15 protein-coding genes and 1 pseudogene are annotated in these 17,126 nt (G+C 70.4%); 4 read left to right on the forward strand and 12 right to left on the reverse strand.

Translation table 11 applies throughout. The features are described 5' to 3' along the window. Nucleotides 1-591 precede the first annotated feature (591 nt). From ACZ7L6_RS04345 to ACZ7L6_RS04355, 3 genes and pseudogenes are all read right to left on the reverse strand, one after another. Nucleotides 592-1,383: pseudogene (locus ACZ7L6_RS04345) on the reverse strand (IS5 family transposase); the annotation flags it as partial. A gap of 270 nt (nt 1,384-1,653) precedes the next feature. Further along, a complete protein-coding gene (locus ACZ7L6_RS04350) occupies nt 1,654-2,160 on the reverse strand; it encodes a hypothetical protein (protein ID WP_471920426.1) in 507 nt (168 codons plus the stop codon). A gap of 545 nt (nt 2,161-2,705) precedes the next feature. Further along, nucleotides 2,706-3,104: a hypothetical protein gene (locus ACZ7L6_RS04355; protein ID WP_471920427.1), complete on the reverse strand. Its 399-nt coding sequence runs from the start codon at nt 3,102-3,104 to the stop codon at nt 2,706-2,708. A 931-nt stretch (nt 3,105-4,035) separates the two neighbouring features. Between ACZ7L6_RS04355 and ACZ7L6_RS04360 the strand changes: the two genes are divergently transcribed. Continuing rightward, entirely contained in the window at nt 4,036-4,527 is a 492-nt protein-coding gene (locus ACZ7L6_RS04360; RefSeq protein ID WP_471920428.1) for a phosphatase domain-containing protein, read from the forward strand. 11 nt (nt 4,528-4,538) lie between these two features. Here the strand turns inward: ACZ7L6_RS04360 and ACZ7L6_RS04365 are convergent, their stop codons facing one another. The 5 genes from ACZ7L6_RS04365 to egtA all read right to left on the reverse strand — a co-directional run bounded on the left by ACZ7L6_RS04365 (nt 4,539) and on the right by egtA (nt 9,219). Further along, on the reverse strand, nt 4,539-4,754 hold the full coding sequence (locus tag ACZ7L6_RS04365; protein WP_019758416.1) for a dodecin: 216 nt from the start codon (nt 4,752-4,754) through the stop codon (nt 4,539-4,541). A gap of 94 nt (nt 4,755-4,848) precedes the next feature. Then, on the reverse strand, nt 4,849-5,811 hold the full coding sequence (gene egtD, locus ACZ7L6_RS04370) for an L-histidine N(alpha)-methyltransferase (protein WP_471920429.1): 963 nt from the start codon (nt 5,809-5,811) through the stop codon (nt 4,849-4,851). Continuing rightward, nucleotides 5,808-6,599, reverse strand: a complete 792-nt coding sequence (gene egtC / locus ACZ7L6_RS04375) for an ergothioneine biosynthesis protein EgtC (protein WP_471920430.1) — start codon at nt 6,597-6,599, stop codon at nt 5,808-5,810. Before egtC ends, egtD begins: the two co-directional genes overlap by 4 nt. Further along, a complete protein-coding gene (egtB, locus tag ACZ7L6_RS04380; RefSeq protein WP_471920431.1) occupies nt 6,599-7,918 on the reverse strand; it encodes an ergothioneine biosynthesis protein EgtB in 1,320 nt (439 codons plus the stop codon). The genes egtC and egtB overlap by 1 nt, the downstream gene beginning before the upstream one ends. Beyond that, on the reverse strand, nt 7,915-9,219 hold the full coding sequence (gene egtA, locus ACZ7L6_RS04385) for an ergothioneine biosynthesis glutamate--cysteine ligase EgtA (protein ID WP_471920432.1): 1,305 nt from the start codon (nt 9,217-9,219) through the stop codon (nt 7,915-7,917). Before egtA ends, egtB begins: the two co-directional genes overlap by 4 nt. Nucleotides 9,220-9,528: 309 nt before the next feature. Here egtA and ACZ7L6_RS04390 point away from each other — a divergent pair, with 309 nt between their 5' ends. Beyond that, nucleotides 9,529-10,353, forward strand: a complete 825-nt coding sequence (locus ACZ7L6_RS04390) for a TIGR02452 family protein (protein WP_471920433.1) — start codon at nt 9,529-9,531, stop codon at nt 10,351-10,353. A 60-nt stretch (nt 10,354-10,413) separates the two neighbouring features. Here ACZ7L6_RS04390 and ACZ7L6_RS04395 read toward each other — a convergent pair whose 3' ends face one another. The 4 genes from ACZ7L6_RS04395 to ACZ7L6_RS04410 all read right to left on the reverse strand — a co-directional run bounded on the left by ACZ7L6_RS04395 (nt 10,414) and on the right by ACZ7L6_RS04410 (nt 14,205). After that, the gene (locus ACZ7L6_RS04395) at nt 10,414-10,860 is read right to left on the reverse strand and encodes a type II toxin-antitoxin system PemK/MazF family toxin (protein ID WP_471920434.1); all 447 of its coding nucleotides are present in this window, start codon (nt 10,858-10,860) and stop codon (nt 10,414-10,416) included. A 43-nt stretch (nt 10,861-10,903) separates the two neighbouring features. After that, nucleotides 10,904-12,388, reverse strand: a complete 1,485-nt coding sequence (locus ACZ7L6_RS04400) for an SPFH domain-containing protein (RefSeq protein WP_471920435.1) — start codon at nt 12,386-12,388, stop codon at nt 10,904-10,906. A 133-nt stretch (nt 12,389-12,521) separates the two neighbouring features. Further along, nucleotides 12,522-12,740, reverse strand: a complete 219-nt coding sequence (locus ACZ7L6_RS04405) for a hypothetical protein (protein WP_471920436.1) — start codon at nt 12,738-12,740, stop codon at nt 12,522-12,524. A gap of 40 nt (nt 12,741-12,780) precedes the next feature. Beyond that, entirely contained in the window at nt 12,781-14,205 is a 1,425-nt protein-coding gene (locus tag ACZ7L6_RS04410; protein ID WP_471920437.1) for an amidase, read from the reverse strand. Between the two features lie 246 nt (nt 14,206-14,451). Between ACZ7L6_RS04410 and ACZ7L6_RS04415 the strand changes: the two genes are divergently transcribed. Continuing rightward, nucleotides 14,452-15,843: a glycoside hydrolase family 43 protein gene (locus tag ACZ7L6_RS04415; RefSeq protein WP_471920438.1), complete on the forward strand. Its 1,392-nt coding sequence runs from the start codon at nt 14,452-14,454 to the stop codon at nt 15,841-15,843. Between the two features lie 198 nt (nt 15,844-16,041). Beyond that, the gene (locus ACZ7L6_RS04420; protein ID WP_471920439.1) at nt 16,042-17,004 is read left to right on the forward strand and encodes a hypothetical protein; all 963 of its coding nucleotides are present in this window, start codon (nt 16,042-16,044) and stop codon (nt 17,002-17,004) included. Nucleotides 17,005-17,126 lie beyond the last annotated feature (122 nt).

Raw genomic sequence — 17,126 nt, forward strand, 5'->3', positions numbered from 1 at the left:
CGCTACGCCGGGCGGTCGCTGGCAGGCCCTTGGGCTGGCCGGCCGCATCGTTGTGGAGGAGCAGCAGCTTCACGAGCCCGGTTACGTCCAGGCGCGCTTCCCGGCTGCGGTCAACGAGCTGCACCAGCTGACGCAGAGCCATGTGATGGCAAGGCCCTTCGAGGGCGATGAAGATGACTTTCTGTACTGGCTGGAGCACCTTCTGGCTTTCGAGGGGGTGCCCGTCTGGAGGCGCGCCCTGCGCCGCGATGAGTACCCCGTGGTGTGCCCTTCCTGCGCAGTGAGCTTGGAGATCGACCTCTCCTACAAGCTCCGAGGCACTCGCCGTCAGGACCCGAACGCGCACTTTCGGGTCGTCGGCCGCGAGGGACCCATACTCACCGAGGTCCGCCCGGCGGCCCGCGGACCTGCCTCCGCTGGCGTCCCGGCTGCACGGTCTGGCCGTCAGGGCCGGGCAGTCAGCGGCGGCAGAGCATCTGACCCATCTGTTCGGCCGCACGACGTGTCCGGACTGTGCGTCAGAGTTTTCGGTGGCGGAACAGATCGCGGCCTTCCAGGCATAGCGGTTTGTGGGCGATCTGGACCGGACCTCTTGAGGCGTCTCCACCAGATGAGGCCGCAAGCAAGGGATACGAGGGCGTCGTGCAGGTCGAGGCGTCGCTGCCAGCGGACGGCCAGGCGCTTGCAGTGGTGCAGGAGCGAGAAGTCTGCTCCACGACGTAGCGGAACTTGCCCAGATCCTTGATGTCGGGGGAGCCTTTGCGGGAGATCACCGGCAGGGTACGACGCTTGCGCAGCTCGCGGCGGTTGGGGTTGCTGCCGTATCCCGTGTCGCTGAGCGCGGCGTCGGGCCGACGGCCCGGTCTGCCGGGCCTGTCGGCCACGGCCGGGATCCCATCGACCAGGGCCAGGGGCTGGGTGACGTCGTTGACGTTGGCGGCTGTAGTGATGACCTTGAACGGGTGCCCTTGCCGTCACAGATCAGATGGTGCTTACTGCCCGTCTTTCCGCGGTCGTCCGGTGACGGACCGGTGCCTTCGCCCTCTTTTTCGCGCGGATGTGGGAGGCATCCCCGCAAGCCCGCGACCAATCCAGCTCCCTGGCTGTATGCAGCTCGGCGAGCAGATCATGGTGCAGCTTCTCGAAGACACCGACCTCATGCCACCGGCCCAGCCGAAGCCAACAGGTCCGGCCGGAGCCGAATCCCAGCTCGGGCGGCAGCAGTTGCCAGCTGGTGCCGTTGTAGAGGACCTACAAGATGCCCTGCAGGCACAGCTGGTCGTCCACCGGCATCGGACCAGGCGCCCTCCGTGGCCACGGCGGCAGCAGCGGCCCGATCAGCGCCCACAAGTCGTCGTCCACGATCCACGGCCGGTTCCCCACATCTCACGAACGGCGGAATCGTCGTACTGGTCACACCCGATCATCGCGCCGCAACAAGATCGTGTTACGTGCTCTAAGGGCCTGCCGACTCTTGGTCGGGGCCGGCAGCCGAAGGGACCGCCGTGGGCGGGGCCGACCGCACCGATCAGCATGGCGCCGCGTGAGCGCCTCGGGGTCGGCGGTCGCCGCGAAGAACCGGGTCTTCCGCTTCGGTGGGACGCCTCGGCGGGCGACTTCATCGGTGCGCAATGAAGGGCATCCAGTGCCCGGTCAGCGGCCCTGCCACCGCCGTATCCAATAGGCGACGTCACTTCGATGCGCCATCTGCACCAGCGCGTCTATTCTGCCGCCGGATTCTGTCTCGATAGAGAGGATCTTTCCCTGGCGAAAGGTGACTTGCCCGCCGCGGAGAAGCTCGCCTCTCGGGCGTCCGGTGAACGTGGAGCGTGGCTGAATGAGTAGGCGCTGGTCCGTCAGCGCCACAACGAACTCATCGCCAAGCAGGGAGAACGGCAGCCGCCCGACTCTCCTGCGCACTGCGACCACCAGCCGTACATGTTCGCCTTGCGGTACTTGCCTCCGGATGTCCCATCGGGAAACGGCCCGTAACATCAGGAGATTTACCGCGTACACAATGACGACGAAGGACGCGTTCCAGACCAGGAACGTGGAGATGGTCCATCCGGCGATCCATGGGGTGGAGATGATGGCGAGGCCTACGACGAGTATCGACAGCCGGGTGGAGCCGATTGTGACGCCTTTGGCAGTGGGGTCCATTGCGTTCCATTGGGTCGGCCGGGTGAACCGGTGGTTGGCCTTCGGAAAGTATTTGTCTCATGGCCTTGGTCATCCCAACGCCAGTAGCTCCCATCGCCCGGCGGCAGGGAGGTGACGAACACGAGCGACAGAAGCGCGACTGACGCTCCGTCCCGCGAGGCTTGCTCGCGCACGCGGTCCCCCGTGCCTGCTGCCGATTGCCGAACCTAGCTGCCACAACCCGGTTCTTCAGGAGCATCGTGGATATGCGTATTCCTGGCGGATGGCTTTCCAGACGGCTTCTCGTTCGTCCCCATTGGTGGTGGAGGAAGCGGGGGGTGCGGAGGAGGAGGGGGGAAGGGTGCGCCGGAGGCGTGTGCGGAGCAGGATCGACGGGAAAAGGAAACCGAGGGCCCCGCCAACAACGATGCCTAGCAGCGCGGACAACAAAAAATCGATACTGATGCCGGACTTCAACAATCTCGGCATCCCTGCGCTGAGGAGTCCGATCACGCTCATCCCTAATGATCCCCGCCCCCGGTCGCGTAAATCCGTCAGATTCCTCTTCACTCTGTTACTTTCGTTTGCCCGCTCCTAGGCGGTCGGGGCGGCTGCGGGCCGGCTGCCCCGGCGGTGGTGGTGAAGGTTCCGTCGGCCTTCTTGGCGAAGGAGACCGAGCCGCCAGTGGCGTCGTAGATCACCACCTTGTCACTCTGGATCTGCAGGTAGCGTTCGGTCGCGGCATGCGCGTGTTCCTTCTGCGCGGCCAGCCATCGGGCAACCTCTGCCGTGGGCGCCTTCGCCCCGATGGACGCCGGGGCCTTCGTGTTGCCGATTTTCACCGGCGGCATCTCGGCCTTCGCGCCGTCCTTGCCCCGCACCGAGGACGGCTTGTCCGGCTCCGGTTCGGCCGCCATCGCGGGGATGACCCCTGCCGCCAGGGCCAGGGTGAGCGAGGCCGCCACGGCGCCGCGCCTTGCCTGGGTGCGGGCACGTCTGCGGGACGTGCCGTTGATTCCTAAGTACACAGTTCCCCTCCGCTTTTCCCATCTGGAGGCACGGAGAGCAGCGGAGCTCAAAAGGGGAAGGTGCCGACGCCCTCGGATGACAGGGAAGGTGCGGGCCTAGGGCCGCGATGCTGCTCTCCGTGCCGTACTGGACCACACCGGGCTCGAGTTGGGTTGAACCCCGGTGCGGTGCGCTCGTCGTTCAGCCGAGCCGCAGCTCGTCGTCTGGCAGAACGTCACGGGGTGCCGGGACGTGTATGCCTTGGTCTGGACCGTTCGGCACGGCTGCCACCGTAGGCACAGCGGTCGCTGCCCGTACACCGCCAGTCGAACACGTGGCCGAAATTGAAGGGCCAAGTGGAGGAACCGGTCCGCGAACCCGTAAGAGCAGAGAACTGCGTCCTCCTTCGAGGCCCTGTGAAGAGAGGAGGCGGAGCGGACCGTTCCGGGCGGAACCGGATCGGCTCAATGCAATCCCGCCCGCTGGGCCGCGGGCCCAAACAGAATGCGAGTACAACGCAACACAGCCCGGAGCCGATCAGCGCCGCGCCCGAGGCGGCGTTCCATCTGCGCTTTCTCGCCCAGCGCGCCGTGCCGGACACGCGGATGACGGCGGTGGCCGAGGTGGTGCCACCGGCAGATGGCCGCCTGCCCCTGCCGAGGCCCCGACGGGGCCCGTACCTCCAGGTGCCCGGGCAGCGAGAGTGACGGCCCCCCGCCCGGGCGCCTGGCACGTTCACCTCACCCAACTCGTTTCCAGGTCAGCGCGCTGGGGTCCGGCCTTGCGGCGGGCACGCGAAGGCCCCGCTCGCCGTGCGGGCAGGGCCAGTTGGTGCTGTTGGCAGGAGGCCTCGACAAGATCGTGTCACGAGCTCTTAGGGTGGGTGGCGTGACCGACAGCAGCAGACCCCCCCTCGCCGTGTTCGACCTGGACAACACCCTCGCCGACACGGCACACCGGCAGCACTTCCTGGAGCGCAAGCCGCGTGACTGGGACGCCTTCTTCGCGGCCGCCCCGCAGGACCCGCCGATCGCGGAGGGCATCGCGCTCGTGCGGGAGAGCGCGAAGGAGTGCGAGGTCCGCTATCTGACCGGGCGGCCCGAGCGCTGCCGGCGGGACACGCTCGAGTGGCTCGCGGCGCACGGGCTGCCCGAGGGGCGGGTGTACATGCGGCGCAACGACGATCGCAGGCCCGCCCGGCGCACCAAGCTGGAGATTCTGCGCCGCCTCGCCCAGAGCCGCGAGATCCGGGTTCTGGTGGACGACGACGAGCTGGTCTGCGAGGACGCCGAACGGGCCGGTTTCACCGTCGTACGGGCGCGCTGGACCGCCCCGTCCGCCGCGCTGAAGGAGGCGCAGGAGCGGGAGGGGCGGACCTGACGACGCGGCGTCTAGCCGGCGTCCTCCAGGCGGAAGCCGACCTTCATGGTCACCTGCCAGTGCGCGATCTGCCCGTTGTCGAGCTGGCCGCGCACCTCGGTCACCTCGAACCAGTCCAGGTTGCGCAGGGTCTGCGAGGCACGCTCGATGCCGTTGCGGATGGCCTGGTCCACGCCCTCGGGCGAGGTGCCGACGATATCCGTGACCCGGTAGGTGTGGTTCGTCATGCGGGTGTGCTCCTCTCCCGTGACTCCGCCGTGGGCGGATCGGTCACGCGTCACTCCACCGTGCCCCAAGCCGGGGCGTCGCGCGAGCCGTCCGTCACCGCGCCACGCTCAGTGACAGCGCGAAGCGCCCCTGACCGTCCGTCCACCAGTGCGCCAGCTCCAGCCCGGCCGCCGACAGTTCCGTACGCACGCCCTCCTTGCGGAACTTCGCCGACACCTCGGTGCGCATCTCCTCGCCCGCCGCGAAGTCGACGGCGAGATCCAGCGCGGGCACCTTCACCGACTGCGCCGTACGCGAGCGCAGCCGCATCTCGATCCACTCGCTGCGCGCGTCCCACAGCGCCACGTGCTCGAAGGCGCCGGGATCGAAGTCGGCGCCCAACTCGCGGTTGATCACGGCCAGGACGTTCTTGTTGAACGCGGCCGTCACCCCGGCCGCGTCGTCGTACGCCTCGACCAGAACCCGCTCGTCCTTGACCAGGTCCGTGCCGAGCAGCAGCGCGTCACCGGGGGCCAGCAGGGCGCGCACCGAGGCGAGGAACGCCGTGCGCTCGACCGGCAGCAGATTGCCGATCGTGCCGCCGAGGAACGCCAGCAGCCGGGGGCCCGGTGTGTCCGGCAGGGAGAGCCCCGCCGTGAAGTCGGCGATCAGGGCGTGCACGTCGAGCCCCGGCCGCTCCTCGATGAGCGCCTGTCCGGCCTGGGTGAGCGCGCTCTCGCTGACGTCGACGGGGACGTAGGTGTGCAGTTCGGTGAGCGCGTCGAGGAGGTACCGCGTCTTCTCCGAGGAGCCCGAGCCCAGCTCGACCAGCGTGCGGGAGCCGGTCGCCGCGGCGATCTCGCCGGCCCGGTCGACGAGGATCTCGCGCTCGGCACGCGTGGGGTAGTACTCGGGCAACTCGGTGATCTGCTCGAAGAGTTCGCTGCCCTGCGCGTCGTAGAACCACTTCGGCGGCAGTGTCTTCGGAGTGCTCGTCAGGCCCTTGAGGACGTCGGCGCGCAGGGCGGCGTCGGTGGCGTCCTCGGGCAGGGTGCGGGTGAGAACGAACGGACTCACGTGCTGGGCTCCTTGTGAGGTACGGGGGCCAGGGTGTCGCTCGGTTCCTTGAGCGGAGTGAGCAGCACATCGGTGCGGCTCGCCGCCAGCAGGGTCCGGTCGGGGACCTCCTGCCAGTGCGGATCGTCGTCGTAGGGCTCGGAGGCCACGACCGTGCCGCCGCCGGGCCGGGTCAGATACCAGAGCGTGTCGCCCCAGGCGGTCGCGGTGATGGTCTCGCCGTCGGTGAGCAGCAGGTTGAGCCGGGATCCCGGGGCCGCTTCGGCGACCTCCAGGACCGTGTCGGCCAGCGCCTGGCCCATCTCGTCCCCGCCGCGCAGCCGCGCGAGGAGCAGCGCCCAGACGAACGCGGAGTCGTTGCGGGCCTCCATGGACAGCAGGTCCACCGCGGGCAGGGACGGGACGAGCGGTGCCAGGGATCCCGGCCAGCCCCGCACGGCCCCGTTGTGGCTGAACAGCCAGGGACCCGATGCGAACGGCGCCGCCGCGGCCTCCTGGTCGGCGCCCGCCACCGTCGCGTCCCGGACGGCGGCGAGCAGGGCGGTGGTCCGTACGACCCGGGCGAGATCGGCGAAGGACAGATCCGCCCAGACGGGCCCGGCCCGGCGGTACCGCGCCGGAACCGAGTCGCCCTCGGCGTACCAACCGACCCCGAAACCATCGGCGTTGACGGTGCCGTAGCGCTGCCGCCGGGGCGCCCACGACTGGCGGTACAGCCCGTGCGCGGGCTCCACGAGGAGCGTGCCGAGCGGCTCCCCGGGGCCCAGATAGGCCAGATGACGGCACATCAGACGTCTCCCGCGGAGCGGGCCGTGCGGAAGCCGGAGAAGATCTGCCGCCGGATCGGATAGTCCCAGTTGCGGAAGGTGCCCCGGCAGGCCACCGCGTCCACGGCGAACGAACCGCCGCGCAGCACCTTGTACTCGGGCCCGAAGAACACCTCCGAGTACTCCTTGTACGGGAACGCCTGGAACCCCGGGTACGGCAGGAAATCGCTGGCCGTCCACTCCCATACGTCACCGATCAACTGGCGTACGCCGAGCGGGGATTCGCCCTTCTCGTAGCTCCCCGCCGGTGCCGGGCGCAGATGCCGCTGCCCGAGGTTGGCGTGTTCCGGCGCCGGGTCGGCGTCGCCCCACGGGTAGCGCATCGAGCGGTCCCCGGCCGGGTCGTGCCGGGCCGCCTTCTCCCACTCGGACTCGGTGGGCAGCCGCCGCCCGGCCCAGCGGGCGTAGGCGTCGGCCTCGTACCAGCACACGTGCAGCACCGGCTCGTCCGGTGGGACGACCTCGGTGATGCCGAAGCGGCGCCGCAGCCACTGCTTGCCGTCCCGGCGCCAGAACAGCGGGGCGTGGATCGAGTGCTGCCGGATGTGCGCCCAGCCCTCCGGCGTCCACCAGCGCTCGGTGTCGTAGCCGCCGTCCTCGATGAACGCCTGGTACGCGGCGTTCGTCACCGGCGTGGTGTCGATGTAGAACGGCGGCACCTCACGCCGGTGCGCCGGGCGCTCGTTGTCCAGCGCCCACGGCTCGGTGGAGGTGCCCATGGTGAACGGGCCGCCCGGGACCAGGACTTCGGACGGCCCCGTGAACAGGGGAGCCGGTTCCGGGTCGGGGGCGGTCAGGGACTGCGGGCCCTTGCGGAGCTGATGGGTGATCAGCATCGTCTCGTCGTGCTGCTGTTCGTGCTGGGCGATCATCCCGAAGGCGAAGCCCGCCTCGGTCAGCCGCGTCCCGTGGAACGCGGTGCTCTCCAGCAGGTCCAGGACGCGGCCGCGCACCTCGGCCGCGTAGTGACGGGCCTCGGTCGGCGGCAGCAGCGGAAGCGACGGGCGTTCGGCACGCGGGTGCTCGAAGGCGTCGTACAGGCCGTCGATCTCGGGCCGCATCGCCTCCCGCCCGGCGACCGCCCGCAGCAGCCACTGCTCCTCCTGGTTGCCGATGTGGGCGAGGTCCCACACCAGCGGGGACATCAGCGGTGAGTGCTGGGCGGTGAGGTCGGGGTCGTCGACGCAGCTGGTCAGCAGGGTCGTCCGGGCACGGGCGGTGGTCAGGGTGGTCAGCGCCCGCTCGCGGAGCGTGTCGGCATCGAGGGCGGGGTCGGTCATGTCCGGTCGTCCTTCCCGTGCAGGGTGCGGTCCGTGCCGTAGAGCTCGTCCAGCAGGTCGTCGGCGGGGCAGCGGCCCTTGACGATGTAGCGGTCCCGGTACGCCGCCACGGCGTCGGTGACCTCGGCCGTTGCCCCCAGCCGGGGCAGGGCCTCCAGTGCCGCCGCAAAACAGGTGACCGCCACCTCCTGCAGCTCGGGGTCGGCAAGCCCCGACCGGGCCGCGTCGATCCACAGCGGATTGTGCGGCGCGGGCAACGACAGGGAGCGCTCCGCCAGCGGCTTCACGGCGCGGTAGGCGGTCTCTGCGGCCTCGGGGTCGTCGAAGAGCGCGGTGGTCACGGCGAACGGCACGATCCAGCCGTCGTCGCCGGGCTGCGCGTCGATCATGCGCAGTTCCAGATGGCCACGGGGTCTGACCGGCGGGAACAGCGTCGTGAGGTGGTAGTCGAGGTCCTCGTGCGTCGGCGGCCTGGGGACCCCCGAGGTGGTCCAGTCCCGGAAGGTCAGCCCCTCCGGGACGTCCCACGGGCCGCCGCCCTGCCGTACGCACATCACCGGCGCGTCCAGCACGTGCCGCGCCCAGGCGACCCGCGGATCGCCGTCCAGTGGGGGCGCGCCCGCCCGCCCTGCGCCGATCTCCATCCACAGCAGCTGCCGGGTGGAGAGCCAGCCGGTGGGCTCACGTCCGGCGAGCGGGGAGTTGGCGAAGGCGGCGACCAGGACCGCGCCCAGCTGGTGCGCCAGCCACCAGCGCCGCCCGTGCCCCAGCGGGCCGGGCTCCTCGTATCCGGCGTCCAGGCAGACCTGCACCGAGGCCGAGGTGCACATCATGGCGCGGCCGGCCGGGCCGGTGCGGTCGAGGCAGGCCTCCATGGCGTCGTAGCGCGGCTCGCGCAGGAACCGGCGGGGCGAGTGCCAGGGGTCGTTGCCAAGGCCGACGAGACCGAGACCGTGCTCGCGCAGGACCGCGCGGGCGGCGTCGAGGTCGGCGGAAACGGTGCCGATGCACTCCATCAGGGAGGCGGCGGGCGGCGAGCTCAGCTCCAGCTGGCCGCCGGGCTCAACAGTGAGCGCCGACCTCAGGGGCACGGTCCGCAGTGCGGCGTAGGCCGCTTCGAGTCGTTCGGGTGTGACGGGGAGCTGCGGGTCGCGCAGCTCGTGGACGAGCCATTCCACTTCGACCCCGACGGTGCGGGGCGGGCCGGTCTTGAAGCAGATGCCCCTGACCAGGGCCTCCACCTCGGCTTCGGTGACTGCGGTGCGTGGTTGCTCCGTACAGTCACTTAGCGAATCGGACATGTCGGGATCCTCCTGAGAGTCCACAATGTCACCGGTCCGGAGTGACCGTCCGGGCCGGCACACTCGTCCCACCCAAGACCCTCGCGTCGTTTCGCACAAGGGTGCGTTCCGGTGCGTTCCGGGTCGGTAATCTCCGCACGCCGTGCGTTTCCAAGGGCTTTTCCGGCCGTTCGCGCACGCCGGCGGGGACGGCGAAACTCCGTTGCACCGCATGACCAGCATCGCCCAGGATCGGTGCATGAGCACGACGGGGGACACGGCGGGGAAGATCGCGCGGAGCGCGGTCACGGCGCGCACGGGGGTGGCGCCGTGAGCGCGCGTCTGCGCGGTATCGCGCAGCAGACGGAACAGATCGTGGCGGCCGGCACCTACCGCGCGCCGGACGGCCGCGAGGTGTCCGTCGCGGCGGCGATCGCGGCGGCACGGGACGGCACCCGGATGCACGGGCCGGACCCTGTGCACGTACCGCGGATCGCCGCGGTGGAGACGTTTTGCGAGGTCACGGGGGAGAGCAGCCTGGAGGCGGCCCGCCGCCTCGGCGACGGGACGGCCGTACTGAACTTCGCCTCGGCCCGCAACCCCGGCGGCGGCTACCTGAACGGCGCCCAGGCCCAGGAAGAGGCCCTGTGCCGGGCGTCGGCGCTGTACACGTGCCTGCTCCAGGCCCGCGAGTTCTACGACCACCACCGCGCCCACCGCGACCCGTTCTACACGGACCGGGTCATCCACACCCCCGGCGTTCCCGTCTTCCGCGACGACCGCGGCCGCCTCCTGGACGAGCCGTACACCACCGGCTTCCTGACCGCCGCCGCCCCGAACGCGGGTGTGATCCGCCGTACGGCACCACAGCGCGTGCCCGAGCTGCCCCGGGCGCTCGCGACACGGGCCGAGCGCGTGCTGGAGACGGCTGCGGCGCACGGGTACCGGCGACTGGTGCTGGGCGCCTGGGGCTGCGGGGTGTTCCAGAACGATCCGACGCAGGTGGCCGGGGCGTTTCGGGGGCTGCTCGGCCCCGGCGGACGGTTCGCCACCACCTTCGAGCACGTGGCGTTCGGGATCCTGGACCGCACGCAGGGGAGTGTGGTGCGGGAGGCGTTCGTACGGGCCTTTCCGGAGCGTCGGCTCCAGCGGTAGTGCTCAGCTCCAGCGCTAGCGCTCAGCTGCAGCGCTGGCGCTCAGGTCGAGCGGCGGCGCTCAGGTCCAGCCGTACCGCTCGTGCAACCGGTGCCTGACCAGGTTGAACCGCCCGCGATCCAAGGCGCACGCCTCCCGGCGCATGCCCTCCTCGTGGAGGCGGAGGATGCGGTCCACGTCCACCCACGAGTCGCGCCCCGACCGGTCCCACGGCCCGCCGCCGATGGCGACCCACTCGCGGTCGCCGTCGTGCCGCTTGCTGGAGAGCTGCACGGCGAGGAACGTCCCGGCGGCCTCCCGCGCCACCACCAGCACCGGGCGGTCCTTGCCGCGCCCGTCGTTCTCCTCAAAGGGCACCCAGGTCCAGACGATCTCCCCGGGGTCCGGGTCGCCGTCGTGCGCGGGGGAGTACTCGGTGCGTACCTTGCCGACCGCGCGCGGGTCGGCTTCGGTCGTGGCCGACGGACCGAAACGGCCCGGGACGTTCTCATCGGTGTACGTGCTCACGGGGGCACCTTAGAGGCTGCCCCCGTGAGCACACCCGACGGGCCTACTTCTCGTCCATCGCAACCTTCTGCGCCGGGGGAGGCGACGCGAGGCCGTTGAGCGACGAAGTCCCGTTCGGGGCCTGTCCGTTCTGGTTCATCGAGGCCAGCAACTGCCGGGCCAGCCCCAGCCCCGTGCCGCCCATGGTCAGCGCCTTGGCGAACATGTCGGCCATGCCGTCGGCGCCATTGAGCAGCACCATGTTGTCGACGTTGCCGAAGGCGGACGCGCCGGCGCGGACGATCTCAGGCCAGTTCTCGGCGAGTTGCTGGGCGACGACGGCCTCCTGGTTCTCGGCGAGGGCGGCGGCGCGGGCCTTGATGGCCTCCGCCTCCGCGAGGCCCTTGGCCTTGGTCGCCTCGGCCTGCGCGAGACCCTTGGCCTGCGCGGCGGCGGCTTCCGCCTCGCCGGTGGCCCGCGTCGCCGCAGCCGTCGCGGCACCCCGGGTCTTCGTCGCCTCGGCCTCGGCACCCGCGGCCGCCTTGACGCGGGTCGCCTCGGCCGCGGCCGCGAGCTCGGTCTCCTTCGCCTTGGCCTGCGCCGCGGAGATACGGGCGTCACGCTCGGCCTCCGCCAGCGTGCGCTTCTCGTACGCCTGAGCGTCGGCGGGCTTGCGGACGTCCGCCTGGAGCTGCTGCTCGCGCCGTTGCGCCTCCAGCTCGGCGACCCTGGTCATCTGGACGACGACCTCCTGCCGGGCGGCGGCGTCGGCGAGCGGTCCGGCCTGCTGGGCCTTGGCGGCGGCCTTGTCACGCTCGGCCTGGTACCCGGCCTGGAGGATCTCGCTGTCCCGGGTCGCCTCGGCCATCCGCGCGAAGGACTGCTGCTCCGCCTCCGTGGCCAGCCGGTTCGCCTCCGCCTGCGCGATCCGCGCGTCCCGCTGGACGGCGGCGGCGTGCGGCATGGCGAGGTTCTGGATGTACCCGGTGGGGTCCTCGATCTCGTGGATCTGCAACGAGTCGACGATGAGCCCCAGCTTCTCCATCTCCGTACCGCACGCCGCCCGGGTCTGCCCGGTGAGCTTCTCCCGGTCGCGGATCATGTCCTCGACCGTCAACCCGCCGACGATGGACCGCAGATGACCGGCGAAGACGTTGTGCACCCGCTCCGACATCAGCTTCTGCTGGTCCAGGAAACGCCGGGCCGCATTCGCGATCGACACGAAGTCGTCGCCCACCTTGAAGATGACCACGCCCCGCACCTTCAGCGGAATGCCCTGGTGGGTCACGCAGTCCACGTGCAGCTCGGTCTCGTTCAGATCGAGGGACAGCTTGCGCACCGCCTGCACACCGGGCAGCACGAGCGTGCCGCGGCCGGTGACGATACGGAAGCCCATGCCCTCTTCCAGGCCCTCCGTACGGTGCTTGGAACCGGAGATGATGAGCGCCTCGTTCGGCTCCGCGACCCGCCACATCATCTTGAACACACCGATCAGCACGAGGACGGCGGCAACCGCCGCCCCCGCCACGACGCCGATGACCATCGGCATACGCCCCCTTTGCATGGTGCCCTTTCGGCACCGAACGAAGGGAGTGTGCGCCTGTGCGAGGCCCGGGTACAGACGCCGACGCATCCTTGTCGAAACCTTGACGCAGACGGCTCTCACCTGCGCCCGAGCGGGCTCAACTGTCGTATGCCGCCTGGACGTAGACGGTCCTCGGCGGCTGGTACTCGACCACCATCACCACCGTGCCCCGCTCGATGCGTTCCGTGCCGGGAGCGGGATAGGCGAGGAAGTGCTCGGCACCGCCGCGCACCCGGACGATCACCTCGCCGACGAGCCCCGGCCCGATCGTCCCCGTGACCCGCCCCATGAGCCCGACCATCGACGCATCGCCCATGGCCACAGGGTAGGGCCTGGTCCGGGGAGTTGGCGTGGCCTCAGACGACGGCGGTGGGGGCCGTCTCGCCCTGCTGCGGCGGCCACAGCTCGTGCCAGCGCAGCTCCGCCTCCAACTGCGCGGCCAGCGAGATCAGCAGGGGCTCACTGTTCGCCGGACCGAGCAGCTGGGCGCCGACGGGCAGACCGCCCACGAAACCGGCGGGGACGTTGACGCCGGGCCAGCCCAGCACGTTCCAGGGCCAGGCATAGGGGCAGGCGGCGATCATGGCACGGTCGGTGGCGAAACCCCCGAGTTCGAGCATCGCGCCGATCCGGGGTGGGGGAGTGGCCGTGGTGGGGGCGAGGACGACGTCGTACGACTCGTAGAACCTGCCGATACGACGGTGCAGGACCGCCTCCGCCCGCCGGGCCGCCCGCAGCGGCACCCCGCCGAGGAAGCGGCCCAGCCGGGCGGCGCTGCGGGTGCGGGGGTCGAGCAGTGCGGGGAAGGGCACTTCGCCGGCCCACTCGGCGATCCCGGCCGTGGCGCGCGGGACGAAGGTCAGCCCGATCTGGCCGTACGGCGGATCGGCCTCCTCGACGACGTGCCCCAACGCGCTCAGCCTCTCGGCGAGTTGTACGACCCTGGCCCGCACCTCGGGCTGCAGCCGGGCGGGCACGGCGGTGAACGGCGGCTTGAGGGAGAGCGCGATGCGCAGCCGGCCGGGGTCGCGGCCGACCGCCCCGGAGGCGTCGACGGCCGGCGGCCGGTGCGGGTCGAGATCGTGGTTGCCGGCGGCCGCGTCCAGCAGGAGTGCCGCGTCGGCCACCGTGCGGGCGAGGGTGCCGTTGACGGTGATGCCCTGGAACGACTCACCCTTCGGCCAGGTGGAGATGCGGCCGCGCTGCGGCTTGATGCCGATCAGATGGGTCCAGGAGGCGGGGATCCGCACCGATCCGGCGCCGTCCGAGCCGAGCGCGGCCGGGACGAGCCCGGCGGCGACCGCGGCGGCCGAACCGCCGGACGAGCCACCGGGAGTGTGCTCAGCGTTCCACGGATTGCGCGTCGCGCCGAAGGCCGGCCCCTCAGTGAACGGCCACTGCCCCAGCTCGCAGGTGTTGGTCTTGCCGACGATCACGGCCCCGGCCGCGCGCAGCCGCCGTACCGCCTCGCCGTCCTCGGCGACGGGCGGGAACTCCCCGCCGCACCCGAACGCCGTCGGCTCGCCCGCCACGTCCATGTCGTCCTTGACCGCGACCGGCACACCCAGCAGCGGCCGGCGCCCACCGGCGGCCAGTTCCCTGTCCGCGGCCTCGGCCTCGGCCAGAGCGGCCTCGGCCCGGACCACGCGGAAGGCGTTGAGCGACCCCTGGGTCGCCTGGATCCGCGCCAGCGCCGCCGCGACCAGCGCCTGCGACGTCACCTCCCGGTCGGCCAGCGCTCGGGCGGACTCGGCGAGGCCTGCGGCACGGTCGGGTGTCATACGGGGCACCTCCGGGACGACGTTGTCTACCGAACGGTAACCTCCAGTGGCCCGGTGGCGGAACGTTTTCGCCCGGTGTGCTCCGAGGTTCACCACAGGTTTCTCCCAGGTGCCGCTTCCTCCTGTCCGACCCATTGACGTGCTCAGACCTCACCTCTACCTTCTGATCGAGTTTCCGAACCGCGTTCGACATTTCGAACGTGGGTGTCTTCGGAATCGTCCCTTGAGCTTTAGGGAGAGCCGCACGTGACCAGACGCCCCCACGCCACCCCGTCCCGCCGCGCCCTGCTGCGCGCGATGACCGTCCTGCCCGCCTCGGCGCTGGTCCTGGGCGAGGCCCCCGGCCTGCTCGGCACGGCACTGGCGGCCGCACCCCCGAGCGGCTCGGCCACCCGCTACACGATCGTGCCCTTCCTGAACAGCAACGACGGGACCGTGAACGTCTATCAGTCGGACGACGCGACGGACTTCCGGCTGCTCAAGTCCTCGGCCTACACGCCGCCGAGCAACCGCATCCGCGACGCGAGCATCTTCAAGCACACCAACGGCTACTACTACATCGCCTACACGACCCACACCTGGCAGGACGCCAGCACCACCATCGGCTTCGCCCGCAGCGCCGACCGCGTCAACTGGACGTTCCTGTACGACTACACGGTCCCGATCGCGAACCTCTCCCGCGCCTGGGCGCCGGAGTGGTTCGTCGACAGCGACGGCAGCGTGAATGTGATCGTCTCCTGCTCGACGACGAACGACGAGTGGATCTTCACGCCGTATCTGCTGAAGGCCACGAACTCGTCGCTGACGGCGTGGAGTTCACCGGTGGCGCTCTCCGGCATCGGCGCGAACCACATCGACACCTTCATCGTGAAGATCGGCTCGACGTACCACGCCTTCACGAAGAACGAGACGACGAAGTACATCGAGTACGCGACGGCGTCCAACCTCACCGGCCCCTACACGATCTCCCGCACTGGCAACTGGGCGGGCTGGGGCAGCTACCGCGAGGGCCCGGCGCTGGTGCAGCTCGACAACGGCGCCTGGCGCCTGTTCTTCGACGGCTACGGCGACGGTACGTACTACTACAGCGACAGCTACGACACCTTCACCACCTGGTCGGCCCCGGCCGCCCTGCCCGCCGTCTCCGGAACGGCCCGCCACTTCACGGTGATCAAGGAAACGGTCTCGGGTGGTCCGGCCCTGGCGAAGAACGTCACCCGCTCCTTCCAGTCGGCCAACTACCCCACCCGCTACTGGCAGGTGCAGTCCTCCCTGCTCAACCTCCCGGTGGTCAGCAGCACGAGCACCACCGCCGAGAAGCAGGCCTCGACGTTCACGGTCGTGGCGGGGCTGGCCGACGCCAACGGCTACTCCTTCCGCGACTCCTCCGGCAGGTACCTCCGCCACTACGACTTCCGCGGCCGTTTCGACACCAACGACGGCACGTCGACGTTCGCCAAGGACGCGACGTTCATCGCCCGCACGGGCTCGTCGGGCGGCTCGATCCGCTTCGAGTCGTACAACTATCCCGGGTACTACCTGCGGCACTACAGCTATCAGCTGCGGGTGGAGCGGTCGGACGGGACGGATCTGTTCCGGCAGGACAGTTCGTTTGTGCCGGTGGGGGCTTGGGCCTGAGCTGCGCCCTTGCTGACCAGGGAAGTTGTGTTGAGGGACGCGGGGGAAAACACCTACTGGTTCTTCGTCTGCCAGTGGTGCACCGCGCTGGAGCCGCTCCCGAAGGGCTGACCGGCGCCGGACCCGTGATGCGGCTGTGACCCGGAAGTGTGGCCTCCACCACGGTCCGCATTTCCCGGGCCCTGATGAGGTGGCCCCATGCGCACAGCCGCCCCCCTCTTACCGGTTCTCGCCCTGGCCCTCGCCCTCGTGGGATGCGGGCAGCAGTCCGGCCCGCCCGCATCCCACGCGAGCCCCACCTCCTCGAACGACCCGAGCTTCCTGCCGCTCGCCGCCTACGACATGCCCGACGAAGACGGCCGTACGGTCGGCAGGGCGCGGTGGACGCTCGCCAAGGAGTGCATGGTCCGCCTCGGTTTCGAGGGCCTGAAGAACCTCGACATCGACCCCCTCCCCGCCTGGCCCCGACGCCCCGCGGGCACAGGATCGGTGCAGCTTGTCCTTTACGCTTCCGACGACCTCCGCTACGGCGTCCGGGACCCCGAGCAAGCCGCACGGTACGGCTATCAGGCAGCGCGTGCCGATCACGAGCGCCGCTACCGGGAGAAGAGCTGGACCCTGCCCGAGTACCTCGCACTCACCGGCCAGTTCGTCGGGGAGGACCCGAAGAGCGTGCGCGGTCACCGCATCCCGAAGCGCGGCTGTCTCGGCGAGGCGGACCGCGCGATCTACGGGACCAATCCGCAGGACCGGAAGGATCCGGTCCTGGACCTGGAGACCAAGAGCCTTCAGCAGGGCAGGCGGGTCCCCGCCTGGAAGCAGGCGGACAGGAAATGGTCGGCCTGCATGAGCAAAGCGGGCTACCACTACGCAACCCCCAGGGACGCCGAGATCGGCGAGGATCGACGACGCCAGGAGCTGGAAGAGCGGCTGAACGGGTCCTCCCACGACCCCGACGAGCCCTCCGCCCTCGAGAAGCGGACGGCGACCGCCGACGCCCGCTGCAAGCAACAGACTGGCTACGTCCGCACCGTGCACGCCATCGACGTACGCATCCAGAATCAACTCGTCGCCCGGCACCGGGCGAAGCTGGAGGCACAGCGCCGCTGGAATGACGAGGCGACCCGGAAGGCCGACGAGATCCTGGAAGACCGCTCGTGAGGGCTGACCCTGACGAGGCCGGGCTCAGCGGTGGGCGCGCGGTGGCGCCGCTCGGGCATGCGCCCGCATGGAGCGCCCCAGGTGGGAGGGGACGCGTGCGGGAGAGATGATGGTCGTGGTCT

Source organism: Streptomyces sp. NPDC107522, from assembly GCF_055657525.1.

What these genes read in the sequence shown, in the direction of transcription:
- ACZ7L6_RS04350 (WP_471920426.1), bottom strand. Translation starts at nt 2,160, where the DNA reads ATGGACCCCACTGCCAAAGGCGTCACAATCGGCTCCACCCGGCTGTCG.
- ACZ7L6_RS04365 (WP_019758416.1), bottom strand. Translation starts at nt 4,754, where the DNA reads ATGACGAACCACACCTACCGGGTCACGGATATCGTCGGCACCTCGCCC.
- egtC (WP_471920430.1), bottom strand. Translation starts at nt 6,599, where the DNA reads ATGTGCCGTCATCTGGCCTATCTGGGCCCCGGGGAGCCGCTCGGCACG.
- egtB (WP_471920431.1), bottom strand. Translation starts at nt 7,918, where the DNA reads ATGACCGACCCCGCCCTCGATGCCGACACGCTCCGCGAGCGGGCGCTG.
- egtA (WP_471920432.1), bottom strand. Translation starts at nt 9,219, where the DNA reads ATGTCCGATTCGCTAAGTGACTGTACGGAGCAACCACGCACCGCAGTC.
- ACZ7L6_RS04400 (WP_471920435.1), bottom strand. Translation starts at nt 12,388, where the DNA reads ATGCCGATGGTCATCGGCGTCGTGGCGGGGGCGGCGGTTGCCGCCGTC.
- ACZ7L6_RS04405 (WP_471920436.1), bottom strand. Translation starts at nt 12,740, where the DNA reads ATGGGCGATGCGTCGATGGTCGGGCTCATGGGGCGGGTCACGGGGACG.
- ACZ7L6_RS04410 (WP_471920437.1), bottom strand. Translation starts at nt 14,205, where the DNA reads ATGACACCCGACCGTGCCGCAGGCCTCGCCGAGTCCGCCCGAGCGCTG.
- ACZ7L6_RS04420 (WP_471920439.1), top strand. Translation starts at nt 16,042, where the DNA reads ATGCGCACAGCCGCCCCCCTCTTACCGGTTCTCGCCCTGGCCCTCGCC.